The following is a 19,707-nucleotide window of genomic DNA, read 5'->3' on the forward strand; positions in this document are numbered from 1 at the left end:
GGCGTCAGCGTATGGCCGGTCCGCCCGTTCCGGTCCACCGGTCATGAAAAAGGCCGTGGTCTGACGACCACGGCCCTTTCGATGTTCGGCGGTCGAGACCGCTAGACGCGTCGTCCCCTGCCGGTGATGAAGTGCACGATCAGCAGGATGATGAAGATCACGAACAGCACATAGGCGATGTTCAGCGAAAGACCCGCCACACCACCGGCGCCCAGGGCGCCGGCGACAAGAGCGAGCACGAGAAAGATCAAGGCCCAACGCAGCATGAGCGTTCCTTCCAGAGCGGTTGTTCAAGGCGGAACGGCTCGTACGCCGCACCAGTCTGATCAACGTTCCGGAAGCCCGGCCGTTCCGCTCAGCGGCGGCGGCGGGTGTGCGATTTCTCGGTGAAAGCCGCCGCGACGATGCTGGCAAGCGCTGGATTTCGCAGGAAAATCCAGCCACCGGCCAGGGCCGCGACAGTGCCGAGGATCGGCCGTTCACGGAACAGCATGAAGGCGCGTTCGCCGATCCCGGAGGGCTCTTCCTCCTCCTCTTCGTCATCGCCTTCGCCGCGCAGGAACAGCACGGCGATCAGGGCGGCGATGAAGGCGAACAACAGGAAGGTGATGGCCGCCGCCGCCAGCGGCGGAACGATCAGGCACAGCGCGTAGAAGATCGCCACGCCCAGGAACAGCACGGCCACCAGCGCCGCGCCGGCCGCCGCGGCGGCCGCGACGGCCTTCTTAACCAGACCCCTGGCCAGCCCCCCGCCGAACATCAGCGGCGGCGACCGGCGAGCAGCAGGCCGAGCACGACGCCCACGCCCAGGGCGATGGCGGTCGACTGGATCGGACGCTCCTGAACCCGTTCGGTCAGATAGCGCTGGGCCTCGTCGAAACGCTCCGAGGCGTCGTCGTAATATTCGCGGCCCTTCACGCGGGCCTCGTCGTAATAGCCGCGGGCGCGTTCGCGCAGCACGTCGGCCTGTTCGCGCAGGCGGGCCTCGGCCTCGGCGGCCTTGGCGCGGACGCGGGCGTCGGCGGCCGACGCCTTCTCGCGCAGGGCGGCCTTCTCTTCGGACCCGAGGATCTTCAGATCGTCCTTGAGCGTGTTCAGATCGTTCTTAACTGCGGCGCGGGCCGCCTTGGTCGTCGCCATGATGCGCGCTCCGTGTGGTCAAGCTTGACGGTTAAATAGAGAACCCTGAGCCGGAACGCCACTGTCCGGTGACGGTTCCCGCAATGCAGCATGGCGAAGGCGGTAGGGAATAGGCGGCAGGCAGTAGCGGAATGGCGCTCAGGCAGGCTGTCCGGGCCATTTCGGATGCGCTACCTCCCTACTGCCTACTGCCTCCTCCGGAGTCCCATGACCGACTGGCTCTTCCCCCCCGCCCCTACCCCCTCCCTCCCGATCCAGGACCGCGCCGAGCGCTTCCCGGTCCGCCGCATCCTCTGCGTCGGCCAGAACTACGCCGCCCACGCCCGCGAGATGGGCCATGAGCGGGCCGAGCCGTTCTTCTTCTCCAAGCCGGCCGACGCCGTGGTCGCGGACGGCGCCGACCCGGTCTTCCCGTCGGCGACGTCCAACCTGCACCACGAGGTCGAGCTGGTCTGCGCGATCGGTCCGGAAGGGATCGTCGGCTGGGCGGTCGGCTGCGACCTGACCCGCCGCGACCTCCAGGCCGCGGCCAAGGAAAAGGGCCGCCCCTGGGACGCCGCCAAAGGCTTCGACCAGTCGGCCCCCTGCGCCGCCCTGGTGCTGGGCGCCCTTCCGGACCCCGCCGCCCCTATCGCCCTGACCGTCAACGGCGAGGCGCGCCAGTCGGGCCGGCTGGACGACATGGTCTGGAACCCGGACGAAATCCTCGCCAAGGCGCGCACCCTCTGGGACGTCCGCGCCGGCGACCTCATCTTCACCGGCACGCCCGAGGGCGTCGGTCCGCTCCAGCCCGGCGACCGGGTCGAGGCGACCATCGGCGGCCTGCCTTCGCTCACCTTCACCATGGCGGCACGATGATCCTGCACGGCTACTGGCGCTCGGGCGCCGCCTATCGCACCCGCATCGCCCTGGCGCTCAAGGGGCTGGCCTACGAACAGGCGGGCCATGACCTGCGCACGGGGGCCCAGAAGGACCCGGCCTATGTCGCGCTCAATCCGCAGGGCATGGTCCCCGCTCTTGAAATCGACGGCGCCGTCCTGACCCAGAGCCCCGCCATCCTCGAATGGCTGGAGGAGACGCATCCAGCGCCGCCCCTGCTGCCGTCCGACTCCGTCGGCCGCGCCCATGTCCGGGCCATGGCCGCCCTGATCGGCTGCGACATCCATCCGCTGAACAATCTTCGCGTCGGCAAGGCCCTGCGCGAAAGCTTCGGCGCCGACCAGGCCGCCGTCGACGCCTGGGCCGCCCGCTGGATCGTCCCCGGCTTTGAGGCGCTGGACGCCCTCGTCGCCCGTCACGGCGCCGGCTGGTGCTACGGCGACGCCCCGACCCTGGCCGACTGCTACCTGATCCCGCAGATCTATTCGGCGGCCCGCTTCAACGTCCCGCTGGACGCCTTCCCGCGCCTGCTGGCGATCGATGCAGCGGCCAAGGCGCATCCGGCCTTCGTGGCGGCCCATCCGGACAACCAGCCAGACGCGGACTGAGGTGAGAAGGCTGCCCGGAGCGAACTCTGCGAATGTCTGCGATGGGTGGAAAGCGGACGGCCTACGCGATCTCAGTCGTTTGCGCCGCCCTCTGATCTCTCTCGTTCTTGCCGCGCAACAAGCGCGTCGATGACGAAGGAGACGGCGATGATGACGAGAAAGCCAGCGACAACGACCTTTGCATCGACCTGGATCAGGTTGAAAAACCATAGGAGCGCGACGGCGGCATAGACGAAGCAGACAATGCCGAAGACTCTTCGGAAACTTCCCATCTCTTCAATCCGATTCAGGCCCCGGGACGGCCGAAGCCTACGCCCTGGACTGAGCTTCCGCTATGGGTCGAAGCGGACGCCCCTCACCCCAGAAACCGGTCCACCGCGGCCAGGAACCGCGTCGGCCGGTCGATCATCACCATGTGCTCGGCGCCCTCGATCCGCTCGAAGGTCGCCGGCGCGCGCAGGCGGGCGTAGGCGCCGCGGAACAGGCTGTCGGTGCGGCTCCGTGGCGAGTTCTGGTCCGCGCTCCAGCCATAGACCACGCTCACCGGCGCGGTGATCCGGGGCAGGCGGGGGCGCAGGTCGACGGTCATCACCTCATACAGGGACTGGGCCAGCACCTGCCGGTCGCCGCCCTGCCAGCCGATGGTCCCGAACAGGGCGTCCGTCGCCCCGCCCAGCTCCACCCCCATCTCGCGGCCGCGCGTCCGCAGGGCTTCGTCGCCGAGGAACTGGATCGCCTGATAGGCCAGCTGGGCGATGGGCCGCACGTCGTCCACCTTCGCCTCGGGGCTGATCAGGGCGGCGAAGAAGGGCGAGGAGTCCACCGTCATCAGCCGACCGACCGCCCAGGGCCAGTCCGAGGCCAGCCTCAGCCCGATCTGGCCGCCCATGGAGTGGCCGATCACCGCCGGCTGGTTCAACCGGCTTTCGGTGATGTAGCGCAGCACCTCGCCGGCCGCCGGACCGAGAATGGCGCCCTCGGCGTTGGCCTGGGGCGCCAGGTCGCCGAAGCCGCGCACCGAGACCAGATGCAGCCGGTATCGCCCCGCCAGTCGGTCGGCGGTCGAGCGCCAGACGGCGGCGGTCGAGGCCAGGCCGGGGATCAGGATCAGGTCCGGTCCGCTCCCGCGCGTCTCGACCGTGATCCGGCGCGAGGCGAAGGCCGTTTGCGCCCACGCGCCGGAGGCCGTCCCCGCCAGAGACAGGGCGCCCGTCGCACCGATCAGGAATTCACGTCTGGCCTGCATGACCCCGTTCTTCCGGGCGATTGCGGCGCCATCATGAAAAAGGCCCGGATGCGCGAACATCCGGGCCTCGATCATGTCGGGATGGGCTGAAGGATCAGCCCCGGGCGGGGCGCAGGCCTCCGGCCATGGTCGGGGCGCCCGAGCGGCGCTCGCCGCCCGAGGCGATGATGCGGTCGATCCGGGCCTTCTCGGCGCGGAAGGCGGCCAGGTCGGCGCCCGCCAGGACGGTGCCTTCGGTGGTGCGCACGCCGGCCGGATTGATCCGCTGACCCCCGCGCCACAGTTCATAATGCAGGTGCGGACCGGTCGAGGCGCCGGTCGAGCCGACGTAGGCGACGACCTGGCCCTGACGGACGCGCTGACCGGCGCGGACGCCCGGGGCGTAGCGGGACAGGTGGCCGTAACCGCTGTCCAGGCCGTTGGCGTGACGGATGCGCAGCCAGTTGCCGTAGCCGCCCCAGCGGCGCGCCTCGACCACCACGCCGTCGGCCGGGGCCACGACCGGCGTGCCCATGCCCGCGGCGAAGTCGATGCCCTGGTGCATCTTGCGGTAGCCGGCGATCGGGTGGCGGCGGAAGCCGAACGAGGAGGAGACGCGGAAGCCCCGCTCCAGCGGCGTGCGCATGAAGGCCGAGCGCGTATTCTTGCCCGTGCCGTCGAAATACTGCGCCTCGCGGGCGCCGGCGGGCTGGAAACGATAGAAGGTCACGCCCTTCAGCGAGGCGTACATCAGCTCGCCGGAATCGATGGTGCGGCCGTTCTCGGTGACGGTGCGGTCGAAGACGTAGGTGAACTCGTCGTCCGACTTGACGTCCCGATCCATGTCGAACTTGTGCGAGAACAGGCGGCCGGCGACGCGGGCGATGGCGGCCGGGGCCCCCTCGCGGCGGGCGGTCCGCGACAGCGAGCCCTCGACCTTGCCGGTCAGGACCACCGTCTCGTGGGTCACCTTCTCTTCCAGCGCGCGCAGGCGCAGGGCGCCGTCGAAGCTGCGCGACACGGTCAGCTGGCTGGCCGGGCCGGTGCGCATGGTCAGGCCGATCAGGCGGGCGTCGCCGCGGCCGCCGCGCGGATGGGCGATGGCGGTCTCGAACTTCTGCCCGGCGCGCATCGAGCTGACGTCCATGGCGTTCGACAGGGTCGCGGCCACGGCCGAGGCTTCTTCCGGCGCGATGCCCGTGCGGGCCACGGCCTGCTCGAAGGTCTCACCCTTGCGAATCTGCACCGGAATGGCTTCCGGCGCGGTCAGGCCCGCGGGCATGCCGCCGGCGGCGAACGCCTGGGCTTCCAGGGCGGCGATCTGAATTTGTGAGAGAGGCGGAGCCTCTTCCGCTTTCGCGGGTTGGTATACACGTCCGGCAAGCAGCGCCACCGAGATCGCCGCCACCGCCGTCAGGGCGTGAGGGGCGATGCGCATCGGCTGGCGACGTGGATCGAACTGAGCCATCGGTCCCCGACAAACGACGACGCCGGCCGGCGCCAAAGCCACTAAAAGCAAGGATCGCGCCGGGCCGCCCCCCAAGGAACCGCCAAACGCGAGACGCGCCGTATAGCCCGTCCGTCCCATGATGGGAAGGCAGATCGTTACAACCCGTTAACCGGAGCCGTAGTGGCGGGGTAAAGCCTGCGTGAACCCAGAGGTGATCAAAGGTCATCGCCCCAGTATTCGTACAGCATCTGACCGCTATTCACGCAGATGTGAGGGTGGTCTTCGCCGCCGACTCTCCCTGCATTCAAAGTGTCTCTCGCGCCACTATCCTGTGGCGGACGCGACACGCATTTATTGCTCAACGGGCTCCTGAGTTTGCTCATCGCCCTTTCCGGCGCGCCGCCTGTGCCGCTAAAGGACGAGGGGCATGAGCGACACGGCCTCCCCCCCTTCCGGATCGCCCCCGCGTCCGGCCGCCCGCCGCGCCGGCAGGGTCCTTCGCCGCCTTCTGATGGTCGCGGGCGTGATCCTGTGCCTGCTGGCGATCCTCGTCGCCCTGGCCTGGCTGAACCGCCGCGCCGTCACCCGTCAGGTCCTGGTCGGCTGGCTGGAGCGCGAGGGCGTCCCGGCGGACGTGGACATCCAGCGGATCGAAATGGACGGCGTCGTCGCCCGCGTCCGCATCGGCGATCCTCGCAATCCGGACGTGACCATCGAGCGGGTCGAGGTCGACTACGCCATCGGCTCGCCCTGGTCGAAACAGGGCCTCGGCGTGACGCCGACCCGCATCCGCCTGGTCCGTCCCGTGGCCCGCGTCAGCCTGCGCGGGGGCAAGCTCTCCCTGGGCTCGCTCGATCCCCTGGTGAAGAAGTTCACCGGCCGTCCGCCCCAGCCCGACAGCCGCTCGCCCCTGGTGCTGGTCGAGCGCGCGCGCGTCCGGGTCGATACCGACTACGGCCCCGCCAACATCCTGGGCGACGCCCGGGTCGAGGACGGCAAGCTGATGCGGCTGGTCGCGCGCATGCCGGCCACGGCGCTGCGCAGCGGCGACCGGCTCGACGCCCGCGACCTCGGCGCCGCGGTCGACCTGACCACCACCGGCGACCGGGTCGCCCTGCGCGTCACCGCCTCCGCCGCCTCCGCCGCCGTTCCGGGCGCGCAGGGGCGGGGCGTGAACCTGACCCTGACCGGCGACCTGCCCTATCCGGACCTCAAGACCCGCCGGGGCGACGGCCGCGCCCGTGTCGATCTCGCCCTGACCGCCGATCGTCTGGCCGCGGGCGACAACGCCGCGCGCGGCGTCGACGCTCGCCTGCTGTTCGATGGAACCACCGCCGGCTGGATCGAGGCCTTCCGCATCGGCGGCCAGACCACCGCCGACCTCCGCGCCGACCGGCTTGAGGGCGCCGTGGCCGGGCAGGGGACCCGCCTGCGTCTGACCGACGCCGCCACCGTCCTGGACCGCACGGGCGAAGGCTTCGGCTGGCGCGTCGAAGGTCCCGCCGACGTCACCGCCGCCCGGATCGCGGGCGCCGGCCTGGAGGGCTTGGGGGTGCGGCTGAGCGCCGCCCGCCTGGTCGTGGGCGGCCGCGGCGCGGCGATGGAGGCGCAGGGAGGGCTGGCCCTCGCCGCCGACCGCCTGGCCATGGACGATCTGTCCCTGGCCGGCGCGCGCGGCGCGGTCCGGCTGGACATGGTCGCCGACGGCGCGGTGCGGATCGACGCCCAAGGCTCCCTGCGGGCCGCGCGCGGCGCCTGGCCCCTGTTCGGTCCCCCGGCGCGCGACGACATTGCGGAACTGGGCGAGATGAAGCGCGCCCTGTCCGCCTTCGCCGTCGACATTCCCGCCTTCACCCTCGCCACCGGCGACAGCGGCACGCGGCTGACGCTGGACCGTCCCGCGACCCTGACCCCCGCCAACGGCGGCGTCCTGACCCTGCGTCCGGCGGCTGCGCCCCTGTTCAGCGCCGGACGGGGCCAGCAGGGCGGCGGGGCCCTGTCCCTGACCGCCACGCGCGGCAAGGGCCTGCCCGAGGCCGCCTTCGACATTCCCCGCTGGAGCCTGACCCCGTCCGGCTTCACCGCCACGCTGGACGGCCGCGCCGCCCTCGATTTCGACCTCGCCCGCGGCGTCACCCTGCAGACCCGGGGCGAGCTGACGTCCGCCGGCGGTCGCCTGACCTATGTCGCCGCCGACTGCGTCCCCGTGACCGTCGAACGGCTGGAGCTGGACGAGAACGACGTCACCGACGTCTCCGGCCGCTTCTGCCCGTCGGATCGCCCCCTGTTCGCGGTGACCGACGGCGCCTGGCGCGCCGACGGCCTCCTGCGCGAGGTCAAGGCCTCGGCGCCCTTCCTCGCCCTGCAGTTCAACGACGCCGAGGGGACGCTGGCCGCCACCGGCGGGCCGCGCGGGGTCGGCATGGCGGTGCAGGTCGCCCGCGCGACCGTGGTCGACGCCACCACGCCCGCCCGCTTCAATCCGATGACCGCCGCCGGCTCGGCCCGCCTGGAAAATGAAAGTTGGACCGGCGCCTTCGATCTGGCGCACGGCGAGACGACGCTGGGCCGCCTGACCCTCGCCCATGACGGCAAGGCGGGCGTCGGCGGCCTGACCATCGACGCCCCGTCGCTCACCTTCGTCGAAGGCGGGCTCCAGCCCGCCGATCTCAGCCCGATGGCCGGGAACATCGTCGGCTCGCCCGCCGTCGGGTCCGTGGGCTTCAGCGGCCGCGTCGACTGGCGCGCTGAAACGGAAGGGACCAGCTCCGGCCGCCTGACCATCCCGGGCCTCGATTTCACCAGCCCCGCAGGACCGGTGAAGGGCCTGCGCGGAACCCTGGACTTCACCAGCCTGACGCCGCTGACCGCCGCGCCGGGCCAGGCCGTTCACGCGGACCTGCTGGAGTCGGTCGCGCCCCTGACCGACATCGATCTGGTCTTCGGCCTCGACAAGGCGGCCCTGACGATCGAGGGCGGCGACCTCAGCATCGCCGGCGGCGTGGTGCGCATCGAACCCCTGACCGTCCCGCTGGACATCAACCAAGGCTTCACCGGCGTCGTCGTGCTGGAGACCGTCCAGCTGGGCCAGATCGTCAGCGACGCCGGATTCGGCGACAAGGTCAGCCTGGACGCCGTCGTCTCCGGCCGCCTGCCGTTCAGCTGGAATCCCACCGACGGCGTCCGCATCGTCGGCGGCAGCCTGGAAGCGATCCAGCCGGGCCGCCTGTCCATCCCCCGCTCGTCCCTGACGGGCCTGGAGGCCCAGGGTGGCGGCGAGGCCCTGCCGCCCAACACCGTCCAGGACCTGGCCTATCAGGCCATGGAAAACCTCGCCTTCGACATCCTGTCCGCCCAGGTGAACAGTCTGGACAAGGGCCGCCTCGGCGTCCTGTTCCGCATCCGGGGCCGCCACGACCCGCCCCAAAAGCAGGAACTGCGCATTCCCCTGGCCGAGTTCATCAGCCGCGAATTCCTGAACCGGGAGCTGCCGCTGCCGTCCAACACCGGCATCGACCTGACGCTCGAAACCTCGGTGAATCTGAACGAACTGGTCAGCGATCTCATGAAGCTGGACCGCGCCCGCAACGGTCAGGTCGACGAAGCGGAGCCGGAGGAACAGCCGAGGCCTTGATCGAGCCGTCTTCGCCGTTCAGAACCCGTTCACCCTCGCTCGCGTTAGATCGGGGCGGATCACTCGGAGAGTCCTCATGACCCGGACGAAGTCGCGCAGAACCGTCGCCTTGCTCGGCCTGGCCGCCATGGCCGTGGGCGCCGCCGCCTGCACCCCGACCGTCCGCCTGCAGGTCGACCCGATCACGATCAACGCCAAGCTGGATGCGGATATCCGCGTCCGCCTCGACCGGGAGCTTCAGAACCTCCTGGCCGAAAACCCGAACCTGTTCTGATGGGAAGGTCCGTTCAGATGTCATTCCGCAAAGTCTTCGTCATGGTCGCCGCCGTCGCGGCCCTCGGCGTCGCCGCGGGCGCGGCGTTCGCCCAGACCTCCCAGCAGAAGTCGATGATCGACGCCGCCAAGGCCGCCGGCACGGTCGGCGAGCAGGCTGACGGCTTCGTCGGCTTCCGCGTCCCCTCGTCCGACTCCGCCCTGACCGCCGCGGTCCAGGCCACCAACGCCGGCCGCCGTCAGGCCTACGCCGCCTCGGCCGCCCAGGCCGGCGGCGGCGCCACCGCCGCCGACGCCGGGGTCCGCATGTTCGAGACTCAGCTCCTGCCGCGCATCAGCTCGGGCCAGTGGTACCGCAACGCCCAGGGCCAGTGGGTCCAGCGCTAAGGAAAATCTCCCTCCCCCTCGTGGGGAGGGATGTCGGCGCGCAGCGACGACAGGGTGGGGAATTTCAGCCCCGTCCCGTTCTTACCAGGGCTGACTCATGTCGGCTCCAAGCGCCGCTCTGACGCGCCTCATCACGCCTTCGATATTGTCCCGAACGGACTCGTTGCCGATCCGCAGGGTGCGATAGCCTTCGCGCGCCAGGACCGCGTCGCGAATGCGATCGTGATCGAAACGCGCCTCGTGCGTCCTGCCGTCAACCTCGATGACCAGCTTGCGGCCGTGGCAGACGAAGTCGAGGAAATAGCCCCGAAACGGCGCCTGCCGACGGAAGTGGAAGCCTTCCGCGCGCAACCGCTTCAAGCAGGTCCACATGCGCGCTTCAGGCGGGGTAAGCGCCTTCCGCATGGCGCGGGCTCTTTCGACCGGATTCATGCAACTAAAAGTTGCCAGACGAAGCCGAAATGTCAACATTCGCGGCTGCGGCGGGCCCCACCCGGGCTCGGCTATGCCTCGCCGTCCCTCCCCACAAGGGGGAGGGAGATACACACAGCATTCTCCCTCCCCCTCGTGGGGAGGGATGTCGGCGCGCAGCGACGACAGGGTGGGGTTTGCCGGCGACAGGCGCTATCCTCGGACCATGCTCCGCCTTCTTCGCAATCTGGCGATCGCCGCCGCGGTCGCCCTGGTCTGCACCGTCGGCATCAGCCTCTTCTGGCGGCTGATCGGCGGCGGCCCGTTGCCCGTCCACGGCTGGATCGCCCTGCTGATCGGCACGCTGGGAACCGTCGGCCTCGCCTGGGGCCTGATGGCCCTGGCCTTCAAGTCGGACCGCGAGGGCTGGGACGCGCGCGTCGACAACAGCCTGGATCCCGCCATCCACTCCGCCGACGATCCCGACAAGCCTTGAGCCGGCCGCCGGGTCGGGCGATACGACGCCCATGACCGAAGCCGCCGCCCCCCCGTCGTCCATCACCTATTCGGGCTATCTGGCCCTCGACGACCTGCTGGCGGCCCAGCACCCGCTGTCGGACCAGCATGACGAAATGCTGTTCGTCATCATCCACCAGACCAAGGAGCTGTGGCTCAAGCAGATCCTGCATGAGGTCGCCCTGGCCCAGGCTCTCGTCCGGGTCGGCGACCTGGTCCCGGCCTACAAGAGCCTGGCCCGTGTCAGCCGCATCCAGTCGGTCATGACCATGAGCTGGGACATCCTCGCCACCATGACCCCGGCCGACTACCTGCGCTTCCGGGGCGTCCTCGGCTCCTCCTCGGGCTTCCAGAGCGACCAGTTCCGCCGCTTCGAGGCCATGCTGGGCCTCAAGGACGAGCGCTTCCTTCGCTTCCACGAGGACCGGCCCGAGGCCCACGCCGCCCTCAAGGCCGCGCTCGACGCGCCCAGCCTCTATGACGACGCCCTGTCCCAGCTCGCCGTCGCCGGCCTGCCGGTCCCTGTCGCGGTCCTGAACCGCGACGTCTCCAGGCCCTATGAACCGTCCGAGGCCGTCGAGGCCGCCTGGCTGGAGGTCTACCGCGACACCGAGCGCTGGTGGCCCTTCTACCAGCTGGCGGAGAAGCTGGTGGACCTGGACGACGCCCTGCTCACCTGGCGTCACAAGCATGTGGTCACGGTCGAGCGGATCATCGGCCGTCGCCGCGGCACCGGCGGCACCGACGGCGTCGGCTATCTGACCGAAACCCTGCAGCGCCGCTGCTTCCCCGAGCTCTGGTCCCTGCGCACCAAGCTGTGATCGGGCGCTGACGATCCCGTGTAAACGACGTTAGGCGGAAACCTTCGCCGCAGGCGCACGCTTTACAGGTCTCTCCCCGGAGGACCGACATGCCCAACGCCAACCGCCACGACATCCAGGTTCTCAACGGCCTGATCCGCACCGTCATCGACAGCGCGGACGGCTACCACGACGCCCTGGACAACACCGCCGACGCCGGCCACCGCGACCTGTTCGCCCGCCGTGAGGCCGAACGGCGGGGCGTCGCCGACGCCCTGTCGTCCGATGTCCGCACCCTGGGCGGCGAGCCGGACGCCGAAGGCTCCATCCTCGCCAAGGCCCAGCGCGCCTTCACCGACATCAAGCACGCCCTGCTGCGCGACGAACTGACCGTGGTCGGCGCCGTCGAAGGCGCCGAGGACCACGTTCGTTCTCAGTTCCAGAAGGCGCTGGAGGATTCCCACATCTCGGCCACCACCCGCGAAACCATCCGCCGCGCCTGGGACCAGGTCAGGGCCGGCCACGACGAGATCAGCGGCCTCAAGCACAGCCTCGAAGGCCAGCGCGACGCCAACAGCCGGCTGTTCCCGCAGTAGGAGCCGCGAAAGGCGCGGGCCCTTGGTCGATGCTAGGGGCTGAAAGTGATTAGTGGTTAGTGATTAGTGGCTGGCCTCGACCACGGTTGGTGCAGGACGAGACCCGCCCGCTCCCCCGCGAACCACTAATCACTAACCACTAATCACTTTCCGGAAGACCGCCCGACCGTTGAGCGCCGCCCGCCCCACCGCGCATAGAAAAAGGCCCCGGCGTTTCCACCAGGGCCTTCGTCATTTCACGACTGCGCTCAAGCAGCGCGCGACCGCGTCGCGCGCGTTAGCGCTCCACAAAGTGGATTAGGCTTCTTCGCCCGGGGTCTCGGCCTTGCCGGTTTCCGGAACGGCGACCTTGGGGGCGCGCACGGTTTGCTTCTCGGCGATACGGGCCGACTTACCGCGACGGTCGCGCAGGTAGTACAGCTTGGCGCGCCGAACGACGCCGCGGCGCTTCACTTCGATCGACTCGATGTTCGGCGACAGGATCGGGAAGACGCGCTCGACGCCCTCGCCGAAGGAAATCTTGCGGACGGTGAAGTTCTCGTTCACGCCGCCGCCGGCGCGGGCGATGCAGACGCCTTCGAAGGCCTGGACGCGCTCGCGCTCGCCTTCCTTGATCTTCACGTTGACGCGCAGGGTGTCGCCCGGCTGGAAGTCGGGGATCGCGCGGGTTTCGATCAGACGGGCCTTCTCTTCGGCCGCCAGGGTCTGAAGGATGTTCATTCTATTCTCCTCGAGCTTTTGCGCTCTTTAGCTGTGAATTGGCGGGGCGAACCCCGCGGGTAACCTCAGTCCTTCGCGGTGTGGGCGGCCCAGAGGTCCGGTCGCCGTTCCCGCGTCGTGATCTCCCGCTGCTCCTGACGCCACTGAGCGACCTTTTTATGGTCGCCCGACACCAGGACCTCCGGGATCTCCAGCCCCTCGAACGTCCGCGGTCGCGTGTACTGCGGATGCTCCAGAAGCCCATCCTCGAAGCTCTCGGATGACAGGCTTTCGGCCTGGCCCAGAACGCCGGGGATCAGTCTTACGCACGCCTCGATCGCGACCATCGCCGCCGCCTCGCCGCCGGCGAGAACCGCGTCTCCGACCGAGACCTCCTCGAACCCGCGCGCGTCCAGCACGCGCTGATCCACCCCCTCGAAACGGCCGCAAAGCACGACGATCCCGTCCGCCTTGGCCCATTCCTTCACGCGCGCCTGGGTCAAGGGCCGACCCCGGGCGCTCATGTACAAAAGCGGCCGCTGCGGTCCGGAAAGGCTATCGACCGCCCGGGCCACGACGTCCGCTTTGAGCACGGCTCCCGGGCCGCCACCCGCGGGGGTGTCGTCCAGGAAGCCGCGCCTATCGTCGGAGAACGCCCGAATGTCAAGCGTTTCCAGGCTCCACAGCCCCCGCTCGCGCCACGCCGTCCCGATCAGCGACACGCCGAGCGGCCCCGGAAACGCTTCCGGAAACATGGTCAGGACGGTGGCGGTGAAGGGCGGGCGGGCGGTCATGGCGGGGGGACATACAGCAGAAGGGCGCGGGAGTCAGGCGGCGCGCGGCTGGTGCGCTTGACGGGGTCCAACCAGACCGCTCACTGTCCCGGGCGAACAGGGGGACTCCGAATGCGACCGTTGCTGTTGGCCGTTACGGCTCTGGTTCTCTCGTCCTGTGCGACGCCGCCGGAACCGGGCGCCGAGCCCATCCGGACCGAAACCGTCAGACTCGAGCCGACCGGGGATCTCGCCCTCCAGGCCGGCGGCTACGTCGATGTCGCGGGCTTTGCCTTCCACATCTGGTTCGATAATGACGCCACCGATCTTTCGACTCCGAAATCGGTGACCTGGGGGATCGTCTTCAACAACTATTGCCGTAATCGGGACAGCTGGATTCAGTCCGTGATCCTGGGTCCGGACGGACAGGTCTGGCGCGGCTACCGCGTGTTCGTTCCCGCGGGACCGGACCACCCCCAGCACTGGTCCAGCGGCGGAAGCGGAGCCGATGAGTTCGGCGGGCCGTCGACACCGGGCCTGATGGAAGCCATCACCCGGGGCGGCCGTTTCATCCTCGCGGCGGAGGACGACACGGGTCGGCGCTGGAATTCCGTCGCCATCGATACGCTCACGCCGGAAGCGAGGAACCAACTCGCCGCCGCGCAGCCCGCTTCGGAGCCTCGCGAGGCCCGGATGTTGGTGGAGGTCAGTTCACCGCCGCCGGCGGCGACGCGAGCCCCCCGCGCCTGTCCCTGAGCGCCGCGTCGCGGGCGCTAGCGCACTCAAACGCGCTCAAGCAGCGAGCGACCGCGTCGCGAGCGCTAGCGCCACTAACATGACTGCCCCGCCGCCCACCCCGACGACCACGCCCACTGGAAATTATACCCGCCCAGCCAGCCGGTGACGTCCGCCGCCTCGCCGATGACGAACAGGCCCGGGACCGCCTTGGCCTCCATCGTCTGCTGGTCCAGCGCGTCCGTCGCCACCCCGCCCAAGGTCACCTCCGCCGTGCGATAGCCTTCCGAGCCCACCGGCTTCACCGTCCAGCCGTTCACCGCCTCGTCCAGCCGGCGCAGCACCTTGTCCCCGACCTCGGCCAGCTTGCCCTTCACCCCCTCGCGCTCGCACACGCTCTCGGCCAGGCGGCGCGGGACGATGTGCCCCAGCGCCGTGTGCACCATCTGCTTGCCGTTCTCTTCTTTCGCCGCCTTCAGCTGCGCATAGACGTCGACGTCCGGCGCCATCCGCGCCGTGATCGCCTCCCCCTCGCGCCAGTAGCTCGAGATCTGCAGGATCGACGGTCCCGACAGCCCCCGGTGGGTGAACAGCAGGCCTTCTGCGAAGGCCGTTTCTCCATTGGGCCTACCGCGCTCCGCGCTACTTGAGGCCCGGTGCGACACCACCGCCTCGACCGACAGCCCCGCCAGCGGCGCCAGCTTCTCCAGCAGCCCCGGCTCGAACGTCAGCGGAACCAGCGCCGGCCGCGTCTCCGTCACCCGCAAGCCGAACGCCCGCGCGGTGTCATAGGCCCAGCCCGTCGCCCCCATCTTGGGGATCGACTTGCCCCCGGTGGCCAGCACCAGCGAGCGGCTGCGCACCACGCTCCCGTCCGACAGCGCCGCCTCGAACCCTTCGCCCGCGCGCCCCACCCGGTCCACGCCCAGCCCCATCGACAGGACCACGCCCGCCGCCCGCATGTCGTCCGTCAGCATGCGGATGATCTGCTTGGCGCTGTCGTCGCAGAACAGCTGCCCCAGGGTCTTCTCGTGCCAGGCGATGCCCGCCTTATCGACGCGCTTGATGAAGTCGTGCTGGGTGTACCGCTTCAGGGCCGAGGTCGCGAAGCGCGGGTTCTCGCCCAGGAAGTTGACCGGTCCAGTCCCCAGGTTGGTGAAGTTGCAGCGCCCGCCGCCCGAGATGCGGATCTTCTCGCCCGGCGCCCGCGCATGGTCGATCACGCGCACGGACCGCCCGCGCCGCCCGGCCTCGATGGCGCACATCATCCCGGCCGCGCCGGCGCCGACGATCAGGACGTCAACCGTGTCAGTCATGCCCCCGCCCTAGCACACATCAGCGCCCCAGCACCCGCCGCCGCAGGGCGAAATAGGCCCGCATCTCCATCCACAGCCGCAGCAGCGCCGTCGCATCGGCCAGCCGCCCTTCGACCATGGCCCGCTCGACCGTCTGGGCCAGCGAGGCGCGGGTCGCCTCCGGATCGTTCCCCTGGAAGGTGAAGGCGCATCCCGCCCGGGGCGCGCCCCCGTGCGGTCCGCGCGGCCGATAGACCGCGTCCGGCCGGTCGCATTTGCGCCGCCGCTGCGCCTTCGCCCACACCGCCAGCGAGGCGGGATGAAAGCCGTATTCCGCCCCCAGGGCCGCGGCGTCCTCGCCCGCCGCATAGCGGTCCAGCGCCTCATCCCAGCGCTCCGGCGTCATCCCGCTGCGGCTCTGGACGAAGACATGCCCCGCCGGCCACCCGCCCTCGGGCCGCCGTCGCCGGTCCACTGCGCCCTCCACCGCGCCCTTCAGCCGCCCCCGCCGCCGCGCCTGCCAGGCGATGGTCCCGACCGTGACGCCATAGGCCTTCGCCAGCCGCCCGCGCGGCTCCCCCGCCGCATCCCGCGCGAACAGGGCGTCCCACTGGGCTTCGGTAAGCTTGCTGTGGCGGGGCATCAGCTCTCCTCCCCCTCATGGGGGAGGGGGACCGTCCCCGACCTGATCGGGGACGGTGGAGGGGGCTGTGCACCTCGCTCCCGCCTCACCCGAAGCCGCTCCACCGCCCGCCCGATCCGCACGGCGTCCAGCATCCGCCGCTCGGCATCCGCCCGCCTCGCCTGCGCCTCGGCCCGCGCGATCGACCCGTCCAGGTCCCCGGGGTCATAGTCGAAGCCGCATCTCTCCGCCGCGTCCGCGAGCGGCGTGACCGGCGGCGCCTGCCGCCACCGATAGACGGCGTCCGGCCGGTCCATCTTCCGATACCCCCGGTTCCGCGTCTGCCAGCTGATCGCCTCGACGCTCACCCCATGCTCGGCCCCCAGCGCCTCACGCGCCTCGCCGCGCACGTAGCGCTCCAGCAACGCGATCCAGGTCGCATCGTCCAGTTTCGGTCGTCCCGGTCGCTTCGTGCCCATCCTGTCATTCTAAGGCCGGCAGAAATCCCGGCGGGAAGGTGACGCTGGTCGGAGGGTGAAATCGAGCCGGATCAGTTACTTAGGGAACAGAGAATGCGCGGGTTGGAGGCCTATTGTGAACACTCTGGAGCGTCGGCACGGTCGGGCGAAATGGTGCGTCCTCGCTCCTCACTGACGCGCAGCTCTTATTGACCGTCAGGCCGCTACTACTAGGTGCGCCTTGGTGTCGATATGGTTGTGGAATGCCTGCGCAACATGGTCGAGGTAGTCTAGTGCGATGTCGGCAAGGACCCTGATGTCGCTCAATTGAAGGTCGTTCGCCCCTTCCTCAAAGGACCGCCTCCCATGCGCAATCGCGTTGCGTCGACCCGCCAGGAACTGAAGCGGCGTCTCGTCGCCATAAAGCGGCTGCGCCGCGATCTTGCTCCACATCGCGGGTGGCATCGTGAATGACATACTGACCCGCTTCATGAAGGTCGCGATCGCCTTGTCGTCCCAAGTTCCTGACGGTTTCCGCAACTTCTGTGGACCGAGCGCCGCGATAGCTAGAAGCTGAGAGGAGGAGGCAGCGACGGTATCCAGACGTCCATCCTCGCCCCGCTCAGAGATTTTGCTCACCACAGACTCTCGGAGCCACTCTCGCAAGGAGTGTTCGGTCCACTGGCGTGGCTCCGCCGAGCCGAGCGCATTACCAAGGAGTTGGAGCGCCTCGGTCATCAGCGCCTCTTCGATATTGTAGAGATGAATGACGAGCCCAGATTTGACGGTATTGATGTGTCGGGCAGATAAATTCACCGCGCCCAGAGATGGGTCAGGCTCGAGCATCATTCGATCCTCCAGTGCTCTCGCAAGCGCATAGTGGTTGTCGAATTCCTCGCGTCTAATCGCGAGCGACGCGATGAGCGTGGTCATTCCGCAGCCAATAATAGTGATCGCACGATCTCGATGCGCCCCTCCAGTTTACTCCTTACGTTGGCGCTTCCGGAGACAACCACCTGATCAAATGTATGGGCTTTCATTCGATTGGCGATCTGGGCTGACGTCAGAGTAAGGGCGTCGTCTTCGCGCAGCGCGAGCGCGGTCCCAATCGCGATGGCCTCAAAACGAACTCGAGGCACACTGTTGTGGTTCGCGTGCTTCCGGAAACCATCGGGGAAATGCGATTCGACGAATTCGAGCATGCGGAAGAACTCAATCCGCATTCGGTCAAGGACTGAGGGATCAAGTTCAGCGGACTTGTTGGCGTCTCGCAGGAAGTCATAAAGGTACTTCTTGGGGCGGTCTCGATACCCCGGAAACCGGCCCTCGGGAGTTTCCCATCCTTCAAGGTATGCGAAGAAGCGAGTGACGAGCTCTTCGCGTTCGCGCTGGTCCACCACTTTCTGGGACATCGGGGTAGCATCGGCGAGCTGAGGACTTTCAGCGAGTTCACGAATGAGCTCCGTGACCGGGCCAGGCAGTGACCCTCGGCGAATTTCAGCCTCGTTCGCCGTCGTTCCCGATTTGTTGATGCGAGCAAACATCTCCGCCCGCGTCGAGGGATCGGTGTTTGTGTCGAGGACAATGGTCCTGATCGTCACATCTTCGAGTTTGTTCTGGCGATCCTTCGGCAGGTCGTCGAAAGCGAAGCCGTTCAACTCGGGAACTAAAACAAGGTCCGAAAGACGAAGCCCTTCTTTCAGGAATGCACGCATAGCGCGCATTCGCTGAGATCCATCGACAATCTCCATTCGTCCATCAGCCGTTTGATAGAAGAAGAGGAACGGGACGGGCAGACCAACCAACAACGACTCGATGAAAGATGACTGCTGACCTGCATGCCAAGCTAGGTTACGTTGATACTCTGGGACAAAGAACCGACCGGTCACATCGTCCTCGAAGCGGGACACATAGATCGAGATTGGGTACTCGGAGACTGTGAACTTGACCTGCCGGGACACCCCGGCAATCGCCGCTTCGGCAGCGGCGATTTCGGCCGGATCACGTTCCTTCTTCTTCTTGGCCAAGCGATCACCCCCCGACGACGTACAAAGTGTTACCTTGGAGTAGCTGGAGTTGTACGAAATGAGAAGCCGGTCGGCTCGCGAACCTAAGCTCGCGTGATGTGCGCCCTAATGACTTCGCCAATCGCTTGCCCCAGCTTCGGTGGAACGGCGTTACCAATCAACATGCCGACCTTGGCGAAGGTCATGCGCCCTTCCGGCTCCACAAATGAATACTCGGGAGGGAACGACTGGATGATCGCAGCTTCTCGGAGGCTGATAGCCCTATGCTGTTCGGGATGCCCAAATCGACCGTTGCCGAACCCGAAACATTGGGTGGTCATCGTGGGCGCCGCCGCGTCCCACTCCATTCGCCCATAGACGGAAGGGTAAGTCTCGCCAGTCTTCCTGAGGTGGCAAGCGGCACGGAGCGTCTCAGGCCAGTCGCGCCACGTGCCGCCCGGCTTGGATGCTTTCATCCGTCGCATGTTCACTTCACTCAACTTGCTAGAGGTGTGCAGCGGATCGTTCGAATCCGTCTGACCTGCTTCGAGCTTGGGGAGTGAGAAAATGGCCTCGCGGACGGTGACCGGAACTGCTCCAACGGCCTTCGCGGGCATGCCGATCGGGCCAAGAAGGGAGGCGATCAAGACCAAGCGGCGGCGGGTTTGCGGAACGCCAAAATCCTCGCAGCTGACTTCGTCCCAAACCACATTGTAGCCAGCAGTTTTGAGTCCGGAGACGAACTCGTTCCAGATTGGCTTAGCGGCGAGGCCCCGTACGTTCTCCATAGTCACGATCTCGGGCCTGACCTCGACGGCAAGGGCGAGGAATGACCTCAGAAGGGACCAACGATCGTCAGGCCTTCTGCGCTTTTGGGAATAGGTCGAGAAGGGCTGGCAGGGGGCGCACCCCGCTAATACCCGAACGTCCGCTCCATCGAACCATCGCGCGACTGTCTTGCCGTCGAGGTCAGCAACACTGGCCTCCTCGAAATGACCTCCGGTATTCGTCTCGAATGCATGGCGGCAGATGGGATCGAGATCGACGCCAGCCGCAATGCTTAGGCCAGCCTTCTTCAAGCCATATGCCAGACCGCCGGCTCCGCAGAACAGATCGACGACCTTGACGACTGGATCGCGCGTACACGCGTCATTGATGGGCTTGGCCGTCATGGCTTTCAGTATCACGGAGAGCTGAGAT

At 68.2% G+C, this 19,707-nt stretch carries 24 protein-coding genes; 9 read left to right on the forward strand and 15 right to left on the reverse strand.

All coding sequences use genetic code 11. The features are described from left to right. Positions 1 to 101: 101 nt before the first annotated feature. From AC3WRV_RS02120 to AC3WRV_RS02130, 3 genes are all read right to left on the reverse strand, one after another. Entirely contained in the window at positions 102 to 266 is a 165-nt protein-coding gene (locus AC3WRV_RS02120; RefSeq protein WP_291836402.1) for a DUF1328 family protein, read from the reverse strand. Between the two features lie 89 nt (positions 267 to 355). Further along, on the reverse strand, positions 356 to 685 hold the full coding sequence (locus AC3WRV_RS02125; RefSeq protein WP_492311975.1) for a hypothetical protein: 330 nt from the start codon (positions 683 to 685) through the stop codon (positions 356 to 358). Positions 686 to 759: 74 nt separating this feature from the next. Continuing rightward, positions 760 to 1,140 carry a glycine zipper domain-containing protein gene (locus tag AC3WRV_RS02130; protein WP_291836396.1) on the reverse strand — a complete coding sequence of 127 codons (381 nt, stop codon included), beginning with the start codon at positions 1,138 to 1,140 and terminating at the stop codon, positions 760 to 762. A 207-nt stretch (positions 1,141 to 1,347) separates the two neighbouring features. Here AC3WRV_RS02130 and AC3WRV_RS02135 point away from each other — a divergent pair, with 207 nt between their 5' ends. Then, positions 1,348 to 1,998 carry a fumarylacetoacetate hydrolase family protein gene (locus AC3WRV_RS02135; RefSeq protein WP_492311976.1) on the forward strand — a complete coding sequence of 217 codons (651 nt, stop codon included), beginning with the start codon at positions 1,348 to 1,350 and terminating at the stop codon, positions 1,996 to 1,998. Then, positions 1,995 to 2,627 (forward strand): maleylacetoacetate isomerase, encoded by a 633-nt coding sequence (maiA, locus tag AC3WRV_RS02140; protein WP_492311977.1) that lies wholly within the window; start codon positions 1,995 to 1,997, stop codon positions 2,625 to 2,627. The genes AC3WRV_RS02135 and maiA overlap by 4 nt, the downstream gene beginning before the upstream one ends. Before the next feature lie 71 nt (positions 2,628 to 2,698). Here the strand turns inward: maiA and AC3WRV_RS02145 are convergent, their stop codons facing one another. The 3 genes from AC3WRV_RS02145 to AC3WRV_RS02155 all read right to left on the reverse strand — a co-directional run bounded on the left by AC3WRV_RS02145 (position 2,699) and on the right by AC3WRV_RS02155 (position 5,320). Further along, positions 2,699 to 2,899, reverse strand: coding sequence for a hypothetical protein (locus tag AC3WRV_RS02145; protein WP_291836389.1), 201 nt, complete (start codon positions 2,897 to 2,899; stop codon positions 2,699 to 2,701). Positions 2,900 to 2,982: 83 nt separating this feature from the next. After that, positions 2,983 to 3,873 carry an alpha/beta fold hydrolase gene (locus AC3WRV_RS02150; RefSeq protein ID WP_492311978.1) on the reverse strand — a complete coding sequence of 297 codons (891 nt, stop codon included), beginning with the start codon at positions 3,871 to 3,873 and terminating at the stop codon, positions 2,983 to 2,985. A 94-nt stretch (positions 3,874 to 3,967) separates the two neighbouring features. Then, complete coding sequence (locus AC3WRV_RS02155) at positions 3,968 to 5,320, reverse strand: M23 family metallopeptidase (protein ID WP_291841021.1); 1,353 nt, start codon at positions 5,318 to 5,320, stop codon at positions 3,968 to 3,970. A 409-nt stretch (positions 5,321 to 5,729) separates the two neighbouring features. Here AC3WRV_RS02155 and AC3WRV_RS02160 point away from each other — a divergent pair, with 409 nt between their 5' ends. From AC3WRV_RS02160 to AC3WRV_RS02170, 3 genes are all read left to right on the forward strand, one after another. Further along, positions 5,730 to 8,936, forward strand: coding sequence for an intermembrane phospholipid transport protein YdbH family protein (locus AC3WRV_RS02160; protein ID WP_492311979.1), 3,207 nt, complete (start codon positions 5,730 to 5,732; stop codon positions 8,934 to 8,936). 76 nt (positions 8,937 to 9,012) lie between these two features. Continuing rightward, positions 9,013 to 9,210, forward strand: coding sequence for a YnbE family lipoprotein (locus AC3WRV_RS02165; RefSeq protein WP_291834103.1), 198 nt, complete (start codon positions 9,013 to 9,015; stop codon positions 9,208 to 9,210). A gap of 17 nt (positions 9,211 to 9,227) precedes the next feature. Then, a complete protein-coding gene (locus tag AC3WRV_RS02170) occupies positions 9,228 to 9,596 on the forward strand; it encodes a DUF1318 domain-containing protein (RefSeq protein ID WP_291834099.1) in 369 nt (122 codons plus the stop codon). Between the two features lie 81 nt (positions 9,597 to 9,677). Here AC3WRV_RS02170 and AC3WRV_RS02175 read toward each other — a convergent pair whose 3' ends face one another. Further along, positions 9,678 to 10,067: an endonuclease domain-containing protein gene (locus tag AC3WRV_RS02175; protein ID WP_492311980.1), complete on the reverse strand. Its 390-nt coding sequence runs from the start codon at positions 10,065 to 10,067 to the stop codon at positions 9,678 to 9,680. A 166-nt stretch (positions 10,068 to 10,233) separates the two neighbouring features. Between AC3WRV_RS02175 and AC3WRV_RS02180 the strand changes: the two genes are divergently transcribed. The 3 genes from AC3WRV_RS02180 to AC3WRV_RS02190 all read left to right on the forward strand — a co-directional run bounded on the left by AC3WRV_RS02180 (position 10,234) and on the right by AC3WRV_RS02190 (position 11,919). Beyond that, on the forward strand, positions 10,234 to 10,503 hold the full coding sequence (locus tag AC3WRV_RS02180) for a hypothetical protein (RefSeq protein WP_291834095.1): 270 nt from the start codon (positions 10,234 to 10,236) through the stop codon (positions 10,501 to 10,503). 31 nt (positions 10,504 to 10,534) lie between these two features. Then, positions 10,535 to 11,344 (forward strand): tryptophan 2,3-dioxygenase, encoded by an 810-nt coding sequence (locus AC3WRV_RS02185; protein ID WP_492311981.1) that lies wholly within the window; start codon positions 10,535 to 10,537, stop codon positions 11,342 to 11,344. Positions 11,345 to 11,433: 89 nt separating this feature from the next. After that, complete coding sequence (locus tag AC3WRV_RS02190; protein WP_291834088.1) at positions 11,434 to 11,919, forward strand: PA2169 family four-helix-bundle protein; 486 nt, start codon at positions 11,434 to 11,436, stop codon at positions 11,917 to 11,919. 297 nt (positions 11,920 to 12,216) lie between these two features. Here the strand turns inward: AC3WRV_RS02190 and rplS are convergent, their stop codons facing one another. After that, positions 12,217 to 12,639: a 50S ribosomal protein L19 gene (rplS, locus tag AC3WRV_RS02195; RefSeq protein ID WP_492311982.1), complete on the reverse strand. Its 423-nt coding sequence runs from the start codon at positions 12,637 to 12,639 to the stop codon at positions 12,217 to 12,219. A gap of 65 nt (positions 12,640 to 12,704) precedes the next feature. Then, entirely contained in the window at positions 12,705 to 13,412 is a 708-nt protein-coding gene (gene trmD / locus AC3WRV_RS02200) for a tRNA (guanosine(37)-N1)-methyltransferase TrmD (RefSeq protein WP_492311983.1), read from the reverse strand. Positions 13,413 to 13,523: 111 nt separating this feature from the next. Here trmD and AC3WRV_RS02205 point away from each other — a divergent pair, with 111 nt between their 5' ends. Then, positions 13,524 to 14,147, forward strand: coding sequence for a hypothetical protein (locus AC3WRV_RS02205; RefSeq protein ID WP_492311984.1), 624 nt, complete (start codon positions 13,524 to 13,526; stop codon positions 14,145 to 14,147). A 74-nt stretch (positions 14,148 to 14,221) separates the two neighbouring features. Here the strand turns inward: AC3WRV_RS02205 and AC3WRV_RS02210 are convergent, their stop codons facing one another. The 6 genes from AC3WRV_RS02210 to AC3WRV_RS02235 form a co-directional block, all read right to left on the reverse strand. After that, complete coding sequence (locus AC3WRV_RS02210; protein ID WP_492311985.1) at positions 14,222 to 15,442, reverse strand: BaiN/RdsA family NAD(P)/FAD-dependent oxidoreductase; 1,221 nt, start codon at positions 15,440 to 15,442, stop codon at positions 14,222 to 14,224. 19 nt (positions 15,443 to 15,461) lie between these two features. Then, positions 15,462 to 16,064: a hypothetical protein gene (locus tag AC3WRV_RS02215; RefSeq protein WP_492311986.1), complete on the reverse strand. Its 603-nt coding sequence runs from the start codon at positions 16,062 to 16,064 to the stop codon at positions 15,462 to 15,464. Beyond that, positions 16,064 to 16,522 (reverse strand): hypothetical protein, encoded by a 459-nt coding sequence (locus tag AC3WRV_RS02220; RefSeq protein ID WP_492311987.1) that lies wholly within the window; start codon positions 16,520 to 16,522, stop codon positions 16,064 to 16,066. The genes AC3WRV_RS02215 and AC3WRV_RS02220 overlap by 1 nt, the downstream gene beginning before the upstream one ends. A 195-nt stretch (positions 16,523 to 16,717) precedes the next feature. Beyond that, the gene (locus AC3WRV_RS02225) at positions 16,718 to 17,434 is read right to left on the reverse strand and encodes an MAE_28990/MAE_18760 family HEPN-like nuclease (RefSeq protein ID WP_492311988.1); all 717 of its coding nucleotides are present in this window, start codon (positions 17,432 to 17,434) and stop codon (positions 16,718 to 16,720) included. Then, positions 17,431 to 18,528, reverse strand: a complete 1,098-nt coding sequence (locus AC3WRV_RS02230; protein WP_492311989.1) for a DUF262 domain-containing protein — start codon at positions 18,526 to 18,528, stop codon at positions 17,431 to 17,433. Before AC3WRV_RS02230 ends, AC3WRV_RS02225 begins: the two co-directional genes overlap by 4 nt. 83 nt (positions 18,529 to 18,611) lie before the next feature. After that, the gene (locus AC3WRV_RS02235; protein WP_492311990.1) at positions 18,612 to 19,679 is read right to left on the reverse strand and encodes a DNA cytosine methyltransferase; all 1,068 of its coding nucleotides are present in this window, start codon (positions 19,677 to 19,679) and stop codon (positions 18,612 to 18,614) included. Positions 19,680 to 19,707 lie beyond the last annotated feature (28 nt).

This window comes from Brevundimonas sp. EU05-FHT14B11 (assembly GCF_058790835.1).